General features: G+C 67.4%; 17 protein-coding genes. 7 read left to right on the forward strand and 10 right to left on the reverse strand.

Translation table 11 applies throughout. The features are described 5' to 3' along the window. Window positions 1–6: 6 nt before the first annotated feature. From F7R26_RS08295 to F7R26_RS08325, 7 genes are all read right to left on the reverse strand, one after another. Window positions 7–951 (reverse strand): sugar kinase, encoded by a 945-nt coding sequence (locus F7R26_RS08295; protein WP_150985826.1) that lies wholly within the window; start codon window positions 949–951, stop codon window positions 7–9. Then, a complete protein-coding gene (locus tag F7R26_RS08300) occupies window positions 948–1,736 on the reverse strand; it encodes a sugar phosphate isomerase/epimerase family protein (protein WP_150985827.1) in 789 nt (262 codons plus the stop codon). The genes F7R26_RS08295 and F7R26_RS08300 overlap by 4 nt, the downstream gene beginning before the upstream one ends. Further along, on the reverse strand, window positions 1,733–2,467 hold the full coding sequence (locus tag F7R26_RS08305; RefSeq protein ID WP_150985828.1) for an amino acid ABC transporter ATP-binding protein: 735 nt from the start codon (window positions 2,465–2,467) through the stop codon (window positions 1,733–1,735). Before F7R26_RS08305 ends, F7R26_RS08300 begins: the two co-directional genes overlap by 4 nt. Beyond that, complete coding sequence (locus tag F7R26_RS08310) at window positions 2,454–3,104, reverse strand: amino acid ABC transporter permease (RefSeq protein ID WP_150985829.1); 651 nt, start codon at window positions 3,102–3,104, stop codon at window positions 2,454–2,456. The genes F7R26_RS08305 and F7R26_RS08310 overlap by 14 nt, the downstream gene beginning before the upstream one ends. Beyond that, a complete protein-coding gene (locus tag F7R26_RS08315) occupies window positions 3,101–3,859 on the reverse strand; it encodes an amino acid ABC transporter permease (RefSeq protein WP_150985830.1) in 759 nt (252 codons plus the stop codon). The genes F7R26_RS08310 and F7R26_RS08315 overlap by 4 nt, the downstream gene beginning before the upstream one ends. 55 nt (window positions 3,860–3,914) lie before the next feature. Next, a complete protein-coding gene (locus tag F7R26_RS08320; protein WP_150985831.1) occupies window positions 3,915–4,718 on the reverse strand; it encodes a transporter substrate-binding domain-containing protein in 804 nt (267 codons plus the stop codon). Between the two features lie 209 nt (window positions 4,719–4,927). After that, window positions 4,928–5,983: a LacI family DNA-binding transcriptional regulator gene (locus F7R26_RS08325; protein WP_150985832.1), complete on the reverse strand. Its 1,056-nt coding sequence runs from the start codon at window positions 5,981–5,983 to the stop codon at window positions 4,928–4,930. A 180-nt stretch (window positions 5,984–6,163) separates the two neighbouring features. Here F7R26_RS08325 and F7R26_RS08330 point away from each other — a divergent pair, with 180 nt between their 5' ends. Beyond that, window positions 6,164–7,726, forward strand: coding sequence for a tetratricopeptide repeat protein (locus tag F7R26_RS08330; RefSeq protein WP_150985833.1), 1,563 nt, complete (start codon window positions 6,164–6,166; stop codon window positions 7,724–7,726). Between the two features lie 34 nt (window positions 7,727–7,760). After that, a complete protein-coding gene (locus tag F7R26_RS08335) occupies window positions 7,761–8,774 on the forward strand; it encodes a serine hydrolase domain-containing protein (RefSeq protein WP_150985834.1) in 1,014 nt (337 codons plus the stop codon). On the opposite strand, the gene F7R26_RS08340 is transcribed toward F7R26_RS08335, so the two are convergent. Further along, window positions 8,764–9,684 carry a sterol desaturase family protein gene (locus tag F7R26_RS08340; protein WP_150985835.1) on the reverse strand — a complete coding sequence of 307 codons (921 nt, stop codon included), beginning with the start codon at window positions 9,682–9,684 and terminating at the stop codon, window positions 8,764–8,766. The genes F7R26_RS08335 and F7R26_RS08340 overlap by 11 nt on opposite strands. A gap of 264 nt (window positions 9,685–9,948) precedes the next feature. On the opposite strand from F7R26_RS08340, the gene F7R26_RS08345 reads away from it, so the two are divergent. From F7R26_RS08345 to F7R26_RS08365, 5 genes are all read left to right on the forward strand, one after another. Then, on the forward strand, window positions 9,949–10,905 hold the full coding sequence (locus tag F7R26_RS08345) for a hypothetical protein (protein ID WP_150985836.1): 957 nt from the start codon (window positions 9,949–9,951) through the stop codon (window positions 10,903–10,905). Window positions 10,906–10,994: 89 nt separating this feature from the next. After that, window positions 10,995–11,288 carry an EF-hand domain-containing protein gene (locus F7R26_RS08350; protein ID WP_150985837.1) on the forward strand — a complete coding sequence of 98 codons (294 nt, stop codon included), beginning with the start codon at window positions 10,995–10,997 and terminating at the stop codon, window positions 11,286–11,288. 56 nt (window positions 11,289–11,344) lie between these two features. Then, window positions 11,345–12,058, forward strand: coding sequence for a response regulator (locus tag F7R26_RS08355; RefSeq protein WP_150985838.1), 714 nt, complete (start codon window positions 11,345–11,347; stop codon window positions 12,056–12,058). After that, window positions 12,058–13,449: an ATP-binding protein gene (locus F7R26_RS08360; RefSeq protein ID WP_150985839.1), complete on the forward strand. Its 1,392-nt coding sequence runs from the start codon at window positions 12,058–12,060 to the stop codon at window positions 13,447–13,449. Before F7R26_RS08355 ends, F7R26_RS08360 begins: the two co-directional genes overlap by 1 nt. 243 nt (window positions 13,450–13,692) lie before the next feature. Beyond that, complete coding sequence (locus tag F7R26_RS08365; RefSeq protein WP_150985840.1) at window positions 13,693–14,460, forward strand: DUF4410 domain-containing protein; 768 nt, start codon at window positions 13,693–13,695, stop codon at window positions 14,458–14,460. Between the two features lie 54 nt (window positions 14,461–14,514). On the opposite strand, the gene F7R26_RS08370 is transcribed toward F7R26_RS08365, so the two are convergent. Continuing rightward, window positions 14,515–15,510, reverse strand: a complete 996-nt coding sequence (locus tag F7R26_RS08370; protein ID WP_241754461.1) for an AraC family transcriptional regulator — start codon at window positions 15,508–15,510, stop codon at window positions 14,515–14,517. 309 nt (window positions 15,511–15,819) lie between these two features. Continuing rightward, window positions 15,820–16,380, reverse strand: a complete 561-nt coding sequence (locus F7R26_RS08375) for a YcbK family protein (RefSeq protein WP_150985842.1) — start codon at window positions 16,378–16,380, stop codon at window positions 15,820–15,822. Between the last annotated feature and the right edge of the window lie 27 nt (window positions 16,381–16,407).

Raw genomic sequence — 16,407 nt, forward strand, 5'->3', positions numbered from 1 at the left:
GTGACTTCACAGGTTGCTGGCCGCCAGCAGGGCATGGGTCGGCAGGCCTTCGGTGTCGCCGCGCACCTGCACCGCCCGCGCGCCGATCCATGCGCCGCGCCGGACGGCGTCGGCCACCGGCCGGCCTTCCAGCAGCGCGCTGATGACGCCCACGGCAAAGCCATCTCCGGCGCCGACGGTGTCGACGACACGCTCGACGCTGAACGCCGGGACATGGCCGGTGCCGGCTTCGCCATCGAAGTAGGCGCCTTCAGCGCCCAGCTTCACGACTACCAGCCTGGCGCCGCGCTTACGGTAAAAGGCGGCAATGCGTTCGGGCTCGGCATGGCCGGTCAGGAAGCGGCCTTCCTCGATGCCGGGCAGCACCCAGTCGCACTGTTGGGCCAGGTTGTTCAACGTCTCGCGCATCAGCTCGGGCGTGGCCCACAACGCGGGGCGCAGATTGGGATCGAACGAGATCGTGCGGCTGGCGGCCCGCATGGTGGCGATGGCCTGGCGTGTGGCGGCCTGCGTGCCTTCGGCCAGCGCGGGAAACACGCCGGTGACGTGCAGGTGCCGTGCGCGCCGCAGCCACCGGTCGTCCAGATGCCCCGGGTTCATGCGGCTTGCGGCCGAGCCACGGCGGTGATATTCCACGGGTGGATCGCTGCCGTCGTCGACCCGTCCCTTGAACTGAAACCCGGTGCGCTCGCCGGGCTCGCACACCACCTGGCTGCAATCCACGCCTTCACGCCGCATTTCACCGAGCAGGTAGCGCGCCATCGAATCATCGCCCAGGCGGCTGGCCCATCCGACTTTCAAGCCCAGGCGCGACAGGCCGATGGCCACATTGGTCTCGGCGCCGGCAGTGCGTTTGTGGAAGGTCTGCACGCCTTCGAGCGGCCCGGCTTCACCGGCCACCAGCATCAGCATTGCCTCGCCCAGCGTCACCACATCCAGATCGGGGCTCATGCGGGAATCTCCACCGAACGCAGCAGTTCGACATGGTTGCGCGTGACCTGCACCAGGTCTTCGCCTTGCAGCGGAAACTCGATGGCGCGCGCAACGCCGGCGGGCAGGCGGCGCAATACGCTGCGCCATGGTGCAGCCGATTGGTCCAGCGGCACCGCGATCCACTTGGCGGGCGTGCGCAGCACACCTTTGCAGTGCACATAGCCCACCTGTGCGGCGAAGACCTGCGCGGCGTCGAGCGGATCTTCGCCTGTCCAGTGCCAGTTGCCCATATCGAAGGTCATCGGTACCGTCTTGCCGAGTGCCGTGGCACGCGCGAAGAAGTCGCGCAGTGGCGGTGCGGTGCCGGCGCTGGTGGTCTGGTCGTTTTCCACGACGAGCTCGATGCCGCCGTGCCGCAGCCACGGGAGCAATCCTTCCAGCGCCGTGCCTTGGCGATAGCCACCCAGCGACATCTTGACCCGGCCGGCACCGAGCGCCAGCGCGGTTGTGAAGGCGCGGTCGAGCGCGGCGAGGTCGAGGTTGCCGCTTTCGCTCCAGAGGCCTTCGGGGCTGGACCAGACCACGCTTAGCCCATGCTGTTCAGCGACCGCGCGCTGCTCGCTGACTTCATCCCTATGCCCGCGCTGGAGTTCGCCGCGGTATTCCACGCCATCGGCCCCAGCCGCCGCGGCAATCCGCGCCAGGGCCGCTTGCCCGTCGCGCCGGGCGAGGTCCGCGCCGTAGGCCGCGAGCGAGATCAGCACCGGCGGCTGGAACGCGCCATCTTGTTGCCGCCGGGTCATTTCAGGGCTCCCGCGCTGAGGAATTGCTGCAGTTCCGGTGTGCGTGGCTGCGCGAACAGCGCCTTCGACGGGCCCGCTTCGTGCACCTTGCCCTGGTGCATGAAGATGGTGGTATGGGCCATGCGGCGCGCGAACTCCATCTCATGCGTCACCAGCACCATGGTCATGCCGGAAGCGGCCAGGTTCTCCATGACGCGCAGCACCTCCGCCGTCAGCTCCGGATCGAGCGCGGAGGTCACTTCGTCGAACAGCATCACCTTGGGTTCCATCGCCAGCGAACGTGCAATGGCCACGCGTTGCTGCTGGCCGCCCGAGAGCTGCTCGGGGTAGCAGTCCTTCTTGTCCAGCAAGCCGACCTGGGCCAGCACCTGGTCGACGATGCCGTCGATCTTGCCCGTGGCCATCTTCTTGACGATGGCAGGCGCCAGCGCAATGTTCTCGCCCACCGTCAGGTGCGGAAAGAGGTTGTAGCTCTGGAACACCATGCCTACGTCGCGGCGCAGGTCGAGCAGCCGCTTCCTGTCGTGATCCAGCTTGTGCCCGGCGACCGTGATATTGCCGGCATTGATGGTTTCCAGGCCGTTCAGGCAGCGCAGCATGGTGCTCTTGCCGGAGCCGCTGCGGCCGATGATGGCGACCACCTGGCCCGGCTCGATGGCAAACGACACGCCCTTCAAGACTTCGACGGGGCCATAGGATTTGTGCACGCCTTGTGCTTCAACGATGGGCATGGAGCCTCCTTTCCATGCGCCTGGCTGCCGAAGAAAGCGGGAAGCAAAGCGCGAAGTAGATAAGTGCGACGACGACGAAGACCGCGAAGGGCTGGAAGGTCGCGTTGTTGATCAGCTGGCCGGCGCGGGTGAGTTCGATGACGCCGATGATGGAAGTGATCGAGGTGTTCTTGACCAGCTGGACCGAGAAGCCCACCGTGGGCGGCAGGGCCAGCCGCACGGCCTGCGGCAGCACGACATGGCGCAACTGCTGCCAGCGGGTGAGGGCGAGCGCCTCGCTGGCCTCCCACTGCCCTTGCGGCACGGCCTCGATGCAGCCCCGCCAGATCTCGCCAAGGTAAGCGCTGGCATAGATCGACATCGCCAGCATGGCCGCCACCATCGGCGACAGCTTGAGCCCGAGCACGGAGAGGCCGTAGTAGCTCAGGAACAGCACGATCAGCACCGGCGTGCCTTGCACGATCTGGATGTAGACCGTGCTGGCGAGGCGCAGCAGGGCGCTTCTGGAGGTCCGCCCCAGCGCGACCAGGAAGCCGGCCAGCGTGCCGCCGACGAAGGCCAGCAAGGTCACCCACAGCGTCCAGCGTGCTGCCAGGAGCAGGATTTCAAGATGATTCCAGGAGAACTCGGTAATCATTTCGCGCTCCCTGCAACAGCCGGCGTCAGCGCCGCATGCGCCAGGGGCGCAACGCGGGCAGTGCGCGCGGCCTTCCTGGCGCGCGCCACCACGCGGCGCCGCCTGAACACCAGATTGCCGATCAGGGCAAACATGGCGCGCAACAGCAGTGCCAGCCCGATGTAGATGAACATGACGAGGATGTAGCTCTCGAAGGTGCGGAAGGTCTGCGAATCGACCTGGCTGGCGACCGCCGTCAGCTCTTCCACCGAGATCGCCGACACCACGCTCGAGGTCAGCATCATCAGCGTGAACTGGCTGGTCAGCGCCGGATAGACCTTCTCGAAGGCTGGCACCAGGGCGACGTGGCGGATCAACTGCCAGCGCGTCATGCCCAGCGCGGCGGCGGCTTCGAGCTGCGAGCGATGAACCGCCTGCAGGCCGGCCCGGATGATCTCGGTCGAGTAAGCACCGAGGTTGACCGTCATGGCAATCACCGCGGCGGTGATGGCATCGATCTGCAGGCCGATGGTAGGCAAGCCGAAGAAGATGATGAAGAGCTGGATCAGGAAGGGCGTGTTGCGGATCGCCTCGACGTATGCCCTGGCGGCGCGCTGGAGCCAGGGGCCGCCAAACGCTGCCGCGATGGCGCCGGCGGTACCGACCAGCGTGCCAAGCAGGATCGAGCCAAAGCTGAGCGCCAGCGTCATGGCCGCGCCGTCCGCAAAGCGGTCCAGCTGCGACAGCACCGGGCTCCATTCAAATTGATAGTTCATGCGGGTCTCCTGGCGCGCCGGCTGACGCCCGCGCGCAACGTCGGACGTGCCGGGGTCAGAACGTTTGCAGCGCGGGCAGCGCCTTGCCGGTCCACTTCTGCGCAATGGCGTCGAGTTCGCCATTGAGCTTGACGTAGGAGATGGTGGTGTTGAGCCACTGGCGCAGCTCGAAGGCGTCCTTGCGCACGGCCATCGAGTTCGGTTGCACCGAGAACGCGAACTTGGCATCGAACTTGCCGGCGCCGCGCGCCTTCATGATCTCGTTGCCGGTGGTGCTGGGCAGGGCAATGGCTTCGACCTGGTTGCTGATCAGCGCCTGCGCGCAAGTGGCGTCGTCCTCGAAGCGGACGATGCTCATGCCGGGCACCGCCAGGCGGGTCAGCGCCGTGTCCTGCGTGGTGCCGCGCGTCACGCCAACTTTCTTCTTCCCAAGCTCAGCCAGCTTGGCGTACTTGGCCGCGACCGGCGCGAAGATGGTCAGCTCGAACGCGCTGTAGGGCGAACTGAACATGATGGCCCGCGCCCGCTCGGGCGTCGGCGCCAGGGTGGCGACGAGGAAATCGACCTTGCCGGCCTCCAGCGCCGGAATGCGGCTGGGCGAGGTGAGCGGCACGATATCGACCGGCACGCCGAGGTACTTGCCCAACAGGTTGGCCACGTCGACATCGTAGCCGGCGGGCTTGCCGGTGGCGTCCGTGGTGCCGAAGGGCGGCGCGCCCGTCACCACGCCGATGGTGACCTTGCCCCTCTTGACGATCTCGGCGACGGTCTGTGCCCGGACGCCGACCGAGGCACTGGCCAGGACCAGCAGCGTGAGCACGGGCGCCGCAATCTGGCGCAACAAGCGTTGGATAGTCATCAATGTCTCCTGCACGTTCTGTGGAATGCGTCGCTGGCGTCGCAGCGATCGGCAAGTACGGTTCTGAAACCGGTTTCAGGATTATAGGAAACCGGTTTCAGAACTCCAGCAGTGGAAACCCTTACGGATGAAACCGGGGGATGGAGCGGGGGGAGAGGGTGGGCGCCCGTTACGCCGTCGCGTGGCCAGGAACCACTGCCGGGTTCCTGTCAGCCGCGGCGCGTCGACCCGCGCTTGACCAGGGTGCCAGGCAACAGGACCTGGCGCGGCGCAAGCTGCGCGCCTTGCAGGCGCTCGATCAGGCAGTTGGTGGCGGCGCGTCCGATATCGTCGGTCGGCTGGGAAATGGTGCTCAGGCCGGGGCCGACCAGGGCAGCCCATTCCGGATCATCGAAGCCGATCAGGCCGAGGTCGGTGCCCAGCTGCCACCCCAGCCTGGCCGCGGCGGCGGCCACGCGCAGCGAGATCACCGCATTGGCCGCCAGCACGGCTACCGGCGCCTCGCCGGCGTCGCGGCGCAGGGCGCGCAGCGCTTCGTCCAGGGCGGCGTCGTCACCGGTACGGGCTTCGAACACGCTTCCGCCAAGCGAGTCCGCATGCTCAGCGATGAAGTTCTGGAAGGCCCGGGCGCGCTCGTTGCGCGAGCTGATGGCCTTGATCGGCTCGCTGATGAAGAGCAGGCGCCGGTAGCCGGCTTCGAGCAGGTGGCCGGCAGCCTCGTGGACCGCGGAGAGGTTATCCAGGGCCACCAGGTCGACTTCCGCGTCGCCGACCTTGCGGTCGACCAGCACGACCGGCTTGCCCAGTTGCGCGGCATCGGCGAGGGCGCCGCCGTCGTGGCCCAGCGTGTGCAGGATGAAGCCCTCGACCCGGTAGGCCGACAGCGAGCGGATGGCTTCGCGCTCCAGTTGCTCGTCATTGCCCAGGTTGAACAGCATCACCATATAGCCGGCGTCGCGGCAGGCCTTTTCCACACCACGCAGCACGGCCACCGAGAACGAATTGGAAACGTCCGCCACCACCAGCCCGATCAGGCGCGACTTGCCGCGCTTGAGCGCCTGCGCCATGGGACTCGGGCTATAGCCCAGCGCGCGCACGGCCGCGGCCACGCGTGCCTCCACGTCGGCGGACAACTGCTCGCCGCCCCGGTTCAGGTAGCGCGATACCGTTGCCTTCGAGACGCCCGCATGGTTGGCAACGTCCTGGATGGTGAGTTTCTCTGCGGGCTTCAGGTCGGACTTGGCTTGTGTCACGGCGCGTGGCATGGGAGGTTGGTCTCGGTGAAACCAGTTTCAGGATTATGCATCGTGCGTCCCCGGCTTGCCAGCACCCCGGGCCGGGCGGCGATCATGCACTTTGTGGAGGCGAGCGAGGACGGAGGAGGACCTGGCCGCGACTGCGCGATAATGGCCGCCTTGCTATCAAATTGAAGGACAGAAGGGGTAATGGATCAGCATTTCACCGCGCAGCTCGAAGCCGCCCAGCGCCACTTCGACGCTGGCCAGCTCGACGCGGCAGCGCAATGGCTTCAGGAAGTCATCGACGCGGACCCGCATCACGGCGATGCCCTGGAGGGGCTCGCCTACATCGCCGCGCGCAAGCAAAGCCCCGCGGCAGCCGCCGGATACTTCGACCGCGCCCTGACTGTCCTCCCGGCCCAGGCGGAGCGCTGCCATGCCGCCGGCCTGGTGCACCAGGCCGCGGGCAACCATGCGCGCGCCGTTGCCCTGCTGGAGCAGGCCATCGGGCTGGCCCCGCGCCAACTGCCGTCCCTGCACGCGGCGGCGATGTCGCTGTCAGCGCTGGGCGAGCACGGGCGCGCGCTGGAAATGCTCAAGCGTGCCGCCGCCCTCAGCCCGGGCTCCTGGGAGATCCACTACAACATGGGCCGTGCCCTGGGCCTGCTGGACCAGTACGATGCCGAGATGGCGGCGTACCGGCGCGCGATCGAGCTCAAGCCTGATTGCGCCGACGCCTACACCAACCTCGGTGTCGCGCTGGGCGAGTCGCATCGCTTCGAGGAAGCGCTGCGCATGTTCAAGAAGGCCATACAGATCGCCCCGAACAATCCCGGCGCGCGCGCCAACCGGGCCGGCACCAACCTGCTGCTGGGCGAGTTCGAGCACGGGTGGCGCGAATACGAGTGCCGCTGGCAAATCGGGATCCAGCGGCCGCACGGCCTTGGGGATAGCCTCTGGCTCGGCGCGCCGCCGCTTGCCGGCAAGACGCTGCTGCTGCATTGCGAGCAAGGCTTTGGCGACACGCTGCAGTTCGTGCGCTACATCCCGTTGCTGGTGGACATCGGCGCGCGGATCGTGCTGCGCGTGCAGGAACCCCTGCGTGCCTTGCTGGCGGATTTCCCAGGGGTCAGCGCGGTGATCGGCCAGAGCGAGGCGGTGCCGGCGTTCGATTATCACTGCCCCTTGCTGAGCCTGCCGTACGCACTCTGGAAGGTGAGCACCGCCATCCCCGCGGCCACGCCGTACCTGCACGCCGATGCCGCGCGCCGCGCCAGGTGGGCAGCCTGGCTCGGCGAGGACGCGCGCCGTCCGCGTGTCGGCGTGGTGTGGAGCGGCAGCCCCACGCACCTCAACGACCGCAAGCGGTCGATACCCCTGCGCGACCTGGCCCCGTTGTTCGAGGCCGATGCCACGTTCGTCTCGCTGCAGAAGGACGTCAGGGCATCCGATCTCGACGCCTTGCGCGCGCTACCCGCGATGCGCGATCCGTCGGCGCAGCTGGAAACGTTCTGGGATACCGCCGCCCTGATCGCCGAGCTCGACCTGGTGATCTGCGTCGACACGGCGATTGCGCACCTGGCCGGCGCACTTGGCAAGCCGGTGTGGATCCTGGTGCCGTTCACCCCGGACTGGCGCTGGCAGCTTGCCCGCACGGACAGCCCCTGGTATCCGACCGCGCGGCTGTTCCGCCAGCCGGCCAGGGACGACTGGCGCACGGCCATCATGGCGGTGAGTACGGCGCTCCGGGACTTCACGGGCACGATCTGATGATCTGATTCTTTGTCAAACGGAGTGAGGCAACATGGGCTATGGAAGGGCATCGCTGGATATGCGCCTTGCGCATCTGCTGGCCGACAAATCCGTTACCGGCGCCTGCCTGGCGCACGTGCGCGAGGACTCGGTCGAGGTGGCCGCCGCCGGCGTGAGGAACCACGACACCGCCGAACCGGTGGATGCCAGCACTGTGTTCTGCGCGGCATCGCTCACCAAGCCGATCGTCTCGTACGCCTTGCTGCAGCTTGTCGACGCCGGTGTGCTGGATCTTGACGAGCCGCTGTCGCGCCCGGCCCAGCCGATCGTGCCGGACGATGCGGCCTCGGCGCGCATCACCATGCGCCACGTGCTCACGCATACCTGTGGCCTGCAGAACCTGCGCGACAAGAATCCGCTGCGGCTGCACTTTCCGCCTGGCGCGTGGTTCAGCTACTCCAGCCTGGGGTTCACGTTTCTGCAGTCCGCCGTCGAGGCAAAAACAGGGGAAACCCTGGAAGCGATCCTGCGGCGCCTGGTGTTCGAGCCGCTCGGGATGCGCTCATCGAGCCTGGAGTGGCAGGATCGGTTCCTCGCCAATGCGGCCAACCCGCATGAGGCGGCGCAGCGGCTCGACGTGCATCGCCCGCCCGCGGCGAGCGCCTCCTATTCGCTGCAGACCACGGCCGGCGACTACGGCGCCTTTGTTGCCGCCGTGCTTCGGGGCGACGGGCTGAGTGCCTCGACCTGGCAACAATGGCTGACGGCAGCCGTCATGGTGCCAAAAGGAGAAATCGTCTACCTCGATGGCGCGCCGGCTGCCACGGAGCCGGACATCGGCTGGGGGCTGGGGTGGGGTGTCGAGCCCAGCCGGGGCACGTTTTTCCAGTGGGGCAAGATGCAAGGCGTGAGGGCATTCGTGATGGGCAGCACCGAGCAGCGCGCGGGCGTCGTGCTGCTCACCAACAGCAACACCGGCTTGCGGCTGATGGAGGACGCCGCCCGCGCGGCGCTGCCCGGTGAACACCCTGCGATTCGTTGGCTGGCGCAAGGGGTCAGCGAGTAGACGCGGGCCGTGGCGCGGCGCAGTGGCGCTGGCGCAGGTTCTCCGTGGTCTCGCCAGTGCCGTCCGCGCGCCAGCCGGGCGGCAGCATCACGTAACGGATGGCGGTCCATGCATTGCCGGCCGACGCGATATCCCGCGCCAGGCTGACCCAGTGCTCGAACTGATTGACGAGGGGGTTGCGCGTATGCGTCGGCGTTACCAGGCCGTAACGGCACGGTTCGTCGGCGCGTTCCTCGACGTAGGTGCCGAACAGGCGATCGAACACGATCAGCACGCCGCCGTAGTTGGCATCCAGGTAATCGGCATTCGACGCGTGGTGCACGCGATGCGCCGACGGCGTGTTGAACACGTATTCGAGCCAGCCGAGCTTGGGCATCCACGTGTTGTGCAGCCAGAACTGATACAGCAGGTTGAACATCAGCGTGGCGAGCACGACCTCAGGGCGCACGCCAAGCCAGACGAGCGGCGCGAAGAACATCGCCGAGCCGCTCAGCTTGCTGGTCCAGCCAAGCCGGTAGGCCGACGACAGCGTCAACTGGTTCGGCGAGTGATGGACCGCATGCGTGGCCCAGAAAAAGCGGATGCGGTGCGACGCGCGGTGATACCAGTAGTAGCAGAACTCCTGGCCGACAAACAGCAGCAGCGCCATCAGCGCGCTGTTGATCGTGACGGTAAAGAGGCGATGATCCCAGGCGAAGGCGAAGATCGGCGTTGCCAGCGAGAGCGGCAGCAGCGCGAACAGCTTGCCGCCGGCCAGGTCGGCCAGCGACAGCCATGTTTCATTCCAGTCGAATGGCGCGGCGCTGTGGCGCAGCTTTCGGGCCAGCACGAACGCCTCGACGAGCGAGACGGCGACGATGAACGACGTGGCTAACGCGAGATAGAGCGCGATGTTTCCAGTGGTGTGCATGATGGGCGCGGAACAGGTTGGGGTGGGACGCGTCGTCTGCGGCAGTGACCGCCGTCGCGTCGGGTGAGGCCACTGTAGTGGGCGGCCGCCGCCGGAACCAGTCGGAAACTATGTCGCCCGATGTCAGCCGATCCGCCTGCCCGGCCGGTGTAACACCGCGACATGTTTTCCAGGGCGAATGTTTCGCCCCCTCGTCCTATAGTTCGACCCGTTGCCAGGCCGCAGTGCGTGACCTGACCCGAAACCGAACCCGAAGGACATCTCATGAAACGCCATCACCTTGTCACAGCGGCCGCCTCGCTGATCCTCCTCGCCAGCACCCCGGCCTTCGCCGGCTGGTCGGGCCACGGCACGGCCTACACGCCGCACGGCGTCTATAACGGCGCGCATGCCGGTTCCTGCGCAGGCGCAAGCTGTTCACACGCCGGTGGCGTCGCCGGTCCCTACGGCGGGATCGCGACCAATACCGGCACGGTGACCCGTACCGCGCCGGGACAGTTCTCCAACTCGGGCACGGCGACCGGGCCCAACGGCCGCTCGGTACAGCACGCTGGCGACACCAGTTGTGCCGGCGGCACCTGCTCGCACACGGGCAACCTCACCGGGCCAAACGGCCAGACTGCCTCCACGGCGGGCAGCGTGACGCGTGATGCGCCAGGCCAGTATTCGTCGTCGGGCACGATCACCGACTCGAACGGCAACACGGTCAGCCACGCGGCATCGACCACTTGCGCCGGCGCGACGTGCGCCCGCTCGGGCACGGTGACCGGCGCGGATGGCGGCACCGTCACCCACTCGGGCACCGCGACGCGCGTGGCGCCGGGTGTCGTGACGACGGGCGGCGGCACGACGGTGGTGCATGGCGGCACGGTCACGACCGCAGGCACCGTCACGACCGGCGCCACGGTGACCACCGTGGGCGCCACCGTGGCGGTTGGCACCGCGCCGGTGGTCGTCACGCCCGCGCCAGTGGCCTATGTGCCGCCGCCTCCGGTGGCCTATGTGCAGCCCACGCCGGTCTACCTGCCGCCCGCGCAGCCCCCGAAGGCGGTCTACGTCGCCCCGCCGGCGCCCAAGGTGGTGGTGGTCGCGCCGCCGCCCCCGCCGCGGGTTGTGTATATGGCGCCGCGTGCCGTCTACGTGGCACGGGCGCCGCGCGCGGCGGTCATGGTGCCCGGACACTGGGTCGGCCGCGTCTGGGTGCCTGCACACTGGGCCTGACGGCCATCCGCCCTATCTGATTGCTCGGGATCGATGCGGATCGATTACCCCCGCCGGCATGGAATGTCGGCTACACCACGGAGAACACCATGAAGCAGATGATCGCGGTTTTGATTTTGTGTATTGTTTCTGCAGGCGCATCCGCGCAGAGCGTCGCGCCACCAGCGGCCGGCAGTGCGCGGGTGGAGCGTGCGATGCAGCAATTGCAGATGCGCTTCGCCAATGCCAACACCACGCGTGACGGCAAGCTGACCCGGGAGCAAGCGGCGGCGGGCATGCCGATGGTCGCCAGCCATTTCGACGAGATCGACACGCAGCAGGCCGGATACGTCACGTTGGCGCAGATCGAGGGGTTCATGAGACAGAAGGCAATGGCCCGCTGATCACCACGGATCACCGCGGATCTCAGGGGATTCGCGGTCCTTGCCGGAGACGCGCCATGGAGCAGGTGAACAGGATTATCGTGCTCGATGATGAGGCCGAGCTGCGCAACATGCTGCAACGGTTCCTGACCGGGCACGGCTTCCAGGTGCGCGCGGTTGCCGATGGCAAGCGGCTTGACCGCTACCTGCAGCGCGAGCCGTACGACCTGCTCGTGCTGGACCTGATGATGGAACCGGAAGATGGCCTGGCCATTTGCCGCCGGCTGCGCGCCGAAGGGCAGACGCTGCCCATCCTGATGCTGACCGCCAAGGGCGATCCGGTCGACAGGGTGGTGGGGCTGGAGACCGGCGCCGACGACTATCTTGCCAAGCCATTCCTCCCGGACGAACTGGTGGCACGGATCCGCGCGCTGCTGCGCCGGCAGAAGATGGCGGCTGGAGATCCGACCGTGACTTCGCAGACCTTGCGCTTCGGCGATTTCGCCTTCGATGTCGGCAAGCAGACGCTGGAGCGCGGCGGCGAGCCGGTCGAAGTGCACTCCGCGCAGATGCTGCTGCTGCACGCGCTAGGGTCGTCGCCAAACCGCCCGGTGAGCCGCGAGAACCTGCTGGCGCGCGCCCGCGGCCGCGACCATGACGCCCTTGACCGCAGCATCGATGTACAGATCCTGCGGCTGCGCCAGATCGTCGAAGACGATCCGTCCAAGCCGCGCTTCATCAAGACCGTGTGGGGCGTCGGCTACATGCTGGTCGCTGGCGTCGGGCCGTGATGCGGCTCGCGTTGCCCCGCTCGCTGCTCGCGCGCAACATCGCCCTGCTGGTGGCGCTCGTGGCGCTGACCCAGGTCAGCGCGCTCACCGTGTTGCTGCATTTCGTGCAGCGCCCGCACATCGAGCGTGCGGCGATCATCTTTTCGGATTACGTGAAGACGCTCGACCGCGTCTTTGCCGCCATGCCACCCGAACAGGGCCGCGCGGCGGCCGCACGGCTCGGGGCGCGGGCGCAGCCGCCGGAGCAAGGCGCAGAGGCGCCGCATGCCAGTCCGCTCCACATCTTTCGTACCTACCAGCGCGATGTTTTCATGGAGGCATTGCAGCGCTACCTGCCGCCGGACATGGCGGTGCGATGGCAGACGGGGAAAGGCGAGAGGGAGGGGGAAGGGGAGCAACTCTGGATTCGCGTACACGTGGGCGGCGCGCCCCAATGGATCGCCTTGCCGATGACCGAAGACGCGCAGGCGAGCGGCGTCACCACCGCACTGGCGCTGTCGGCGGCCTTCGCCTTGCTTGCGGCGCTCACGGGCTACCTGATCCAGCTGCACATCAACCGTCCGCTGCAGGATCTGGCGCGCGCGGCACGCCACGTCAGCGCCGGCGAAGCCCCCGTGCCTCTGCCCACCAGCGGGCCGACGGAAATCGCCCAGGTGAGCAGCGCATTCAACCAGATGACGCAGGCATTGCAGCAGGCGGAGGCGACGCGCGCGCTGATGCTGGCCGGCGTGTCGCACGATATCCGCACGCCGCTCACCAAGCTGCGCCTGGCGATGGCCATGGCGATGCCGCGCGGCGCCGCCGATCAGTTCGTGGCATCGGCGGAGGGCTATCTCGATCAGATCGACACGATCCTCCAGCAGTTCATGGACTACGCGGGCAGTGGCGAGCGCGAGGTGCCGCAGCCTGGCGACCTCAATGCGCTCGTTAGCCAGCTCGCCGCGGATTATGCCGGGCTTGGGCACGAGTTCGCGCTTTCGCTCGGCAGCGTGCCGGCGCTTTCGTTCCGGCCGGTGAGCCTGATGCGGCTGCTGATGAACCTGATGCACAACGCGGTCGTCTACGGACGCACCGGCTTGCTCGTGCGCACCTGGGCCGAGGGCGATATGGCCTATGCCGCCGTGTGCGACCGGGGCAGCGGCATCAGTGCGCAGGAGCTGGAGCAGCTCAAGGCGCCCTTTAGCCGTGGCAGCAACGCGCGCGGCCATTCGGGCGGCACCGGCCTGGGCCTGGCGATCGTGGAGCGCATTGCGCGCCTGCACGGCGGCTCCTTGCAGTTCCGCGCCCGCGAGGGCGGGGGGCTGGAAGCCGTGGTGGCGTTGCCGCTGCACCGGCCACCGGCCTCAGGCGAAGCCGCGCATTCCGTACGCACGGGCCCGGCGCAAGCATGACATCGCGCGACATATTTCCTGCATGGCGCGCGCAGCCGGTTCCTCCCATACTTGCGTCTGCGGGTTGCGGCTCACACCGATAGCAGATGAGCCGCACGCAAGCAGGCGTGATCTCCGATGGCTTCTGATCCTGTGGATCGAATGATTGTCGGTGACATCTTCTCGGCAATTTTTCGGCAATTTCGGCAATCGGCAGCAATTGGCAGCAATTGGCAGCTCGATGGAGCCGATGACAGGAACAACATGCGGAATTCATACTCACTCATCAAGCACAACGCCACGCGTCTAGCGATGACGGCATTGGCGGCAGGATCGCTCTTGATGGCGGGCTGCGCCTGGGGCGTCACCGGCGTGACCCAGGCCAGCGCCATGCCGCAGGCACAGGTGCAGGCGGACATCATCTATGTGCAAGCCTTCGATGCCAGCCCGGATCAGGTGAAACTCGACAGCGGCATGGCTCAGAAACTCAAGACGATGGCCGCCGGCGGTTCCGCCGCCAGCGAGCAGAGCCAGGCGGCGCGCGAAGCCAGCGAGCAGGTGTCCAATGAAATCGTGCGCCAGCTGCAGTCCCAGGGACTGCACGCGGTACGCGCGGACGGCCCCGCGCCCGCGCACAGCAATGCGCTGATCGTCGCGGGAAGCATCCAGAAGATCGACGAGGGCAAGCGTCGGCGCCGCTTGCTGATCGGCCTTGGCGCAGGCAAGAGCGAGGTCGGCGCGTCGGTCCAGATCCTGTACAAGCCGGCGGACGGTGCGCCCATGCCGCTGCAGAGCTTCGCGGCCGAGGCCAACAGCGGCCACATGCCGGGCGTGGCGGAAACCGCCGGCGTCGGTGCCGCCGCCGGCCATCTCGCGATGTCCGCCGCGGCCGGCGCGGGCGTGCATGGCGTGTCCGAAGTCAAGCGCGACAGTATCTCCGCGGATGCCAGGCGCCTGGGCGATTCGATCGCGAAACAGGTCGTGGCGGCGAATGCGGCAAACGGGTGGATGTCGGCGGCGCCGGTGGAGTGACGGGGCAAGAAGGGGCAAGAGGGGCGGGGGGGGGGCAGTGTCCCGAACGGATTCCTACCTGAATCCCGCCGCGCGCCAGGGTGCATGGCGCTGCAGCCTTGCCTGTTCGCGCTGTAGCAGCGCGGCATAGCTGTGCAATTCCTGCGGCGCGATGTCGTAGGCGCGGCGAAAGGCGCGCGTAAAGCTCGATGCATTGTTGAAGCCGAGCCCTGAGGCAATGTCTTGCACCGCCATGTCGGGAAACCGCACCAGTTCATCGGCCGCTGCCCGCAGCCTGCGGCTGCGGATATAGGCGGCCAGGCCACCTTCATGCATGAACAGGCGGTACACGCTGGCGCGTGACAGATGCAGCGATTGCAGCACGCTGTCAGGGGTCAGGTCGGGGTCATGCAGATTGGCCTCGACATAGCGCCGCACCTGTCCGTACACCGCCGCCCGCACCGCAGCGCGGGCGTTGCCGGAGAGCCCCGCGTGCCGGCTGAACGCAGCGGCCAGCAGTTCGACCGCGGTGCGAAATGCCCGCTCGGCTTCCTCTTTGCACAGGCCTACGATTTGCCGATTCAGTGCTACCAGATGCGAGATCAGCACCCGCATCAGCGGGGTGGTGGCCTCAACCAGGCGGCCATGCAGCGAGGCGGCGTCGGGGAAGGCCATTTCCACCAAGGCGCGTGGCACGAAAAACAGCAGCATGCGGCCATGAAAACTCCGGATGGTGCATGGCTGGTCCATGTCCAGCGCAAGGATGCTTGGCACGCCGGGCCGCCGCGGCGCGTCTGGCCCGGGCTTGCCGCCCAGGAACTGGGCTGGCATGCCTTCCAGGAACACGCTGAAGGTGATGTCGCGAATGTTCTCGGTCGACACGCGCCCCAACGAGCGCTCGGCCAGATTGGGACCGGTGCGGATGTCGAAGAAGCTCAGATCGTCGATGGAGTAGCGAGACAGCGAGGCTTCGAACGTCTGCTCGCCTTGCGCCGTGGCAGGCCGGATATCATAGACCGGACTCATCCGCTCCTGCCAGGCCAGCAAGCTCTGGCGGGCGTCGCCTTGCACGCTGAAACTGCTGTGCGCGATGCCGGGCGCGAGCGTGGGCGGCTCTGGGGGCAACAACAACCGGCTTAGTGGCATGCGCGCGGGCAAGAGATTGATTGTGCAGGGGTGCGCATGGCTGATTTCCGTCCAGATATGCCCGCCCGTTGCCGGGCGATTGTCGATTGAGCGCTAGTCTACCCCGTGCGGGCTAATATGCGGCCAAGAGCATAACTTGTCCGGGCCGCCCAGGCTAGGGGGGGCCGCCGATGGGGAAAACCCGGAGGCGTGAGCCTGGCCGGAACCTGCCGATGGCCTTCAACGGCGCCTTGCCTACCAATCCCGCACCCGGCCCGTATCCGTATGCACGAACTGTTCCTGCGCATAGAAGCCCACGCCGCCGGCGCGCAGCGAGAGCGCGGCGTCACGCAGGTCGGACAGCGCAACGCCGGGCAGGCGGATATCGATGGCTTTGCCGTCCATATGCAGGCTATGGCTGGCCACGCCGCCACCGCGCGTCTTGCGCAGCCGCGCGTTGGTGGCGGGGCTGCGATAGCCGGAGATGACCTGGAAGGGGGTCTCGCAGCACAGGGTTTGCCTCAGGCGGTAAAGCAGCGCGAACAGTTGCGGATCGATCACGCCGACCTCGCCCGAGTAGTGATCGCGCAGGAAGTGATTGAGCGCGGCCAGCGACCCGGGCACGAACTGATCGCCGACGGCGTAGACCAAGGCGATGCGCTCGCCGGTGTGGGTGTGCTCGAAGGACAAGCTGCGGGCATCGGGCAAGCTTGCCAGCGCGGCCCGGGCCGGCAACGGCAGCAGCGTGCCAGCCAGCACAAGCCCGCCGGCGTGCCGCAGGAACCGGCGGCGAGGATCGCTGGGCGGTCTGGTCATCGAAAGCACTCCCCTTTGGTGCAATTG

Source organism: Cupriavidus basilensis, from assembly GCF_008801925.2.
GTDB lineage: Bacteria > Pseudomonadota > Gammaproteobacteria > Burkholderiales > Burkholderiaceae > Cupriavidus > Cupriavidus basilensis.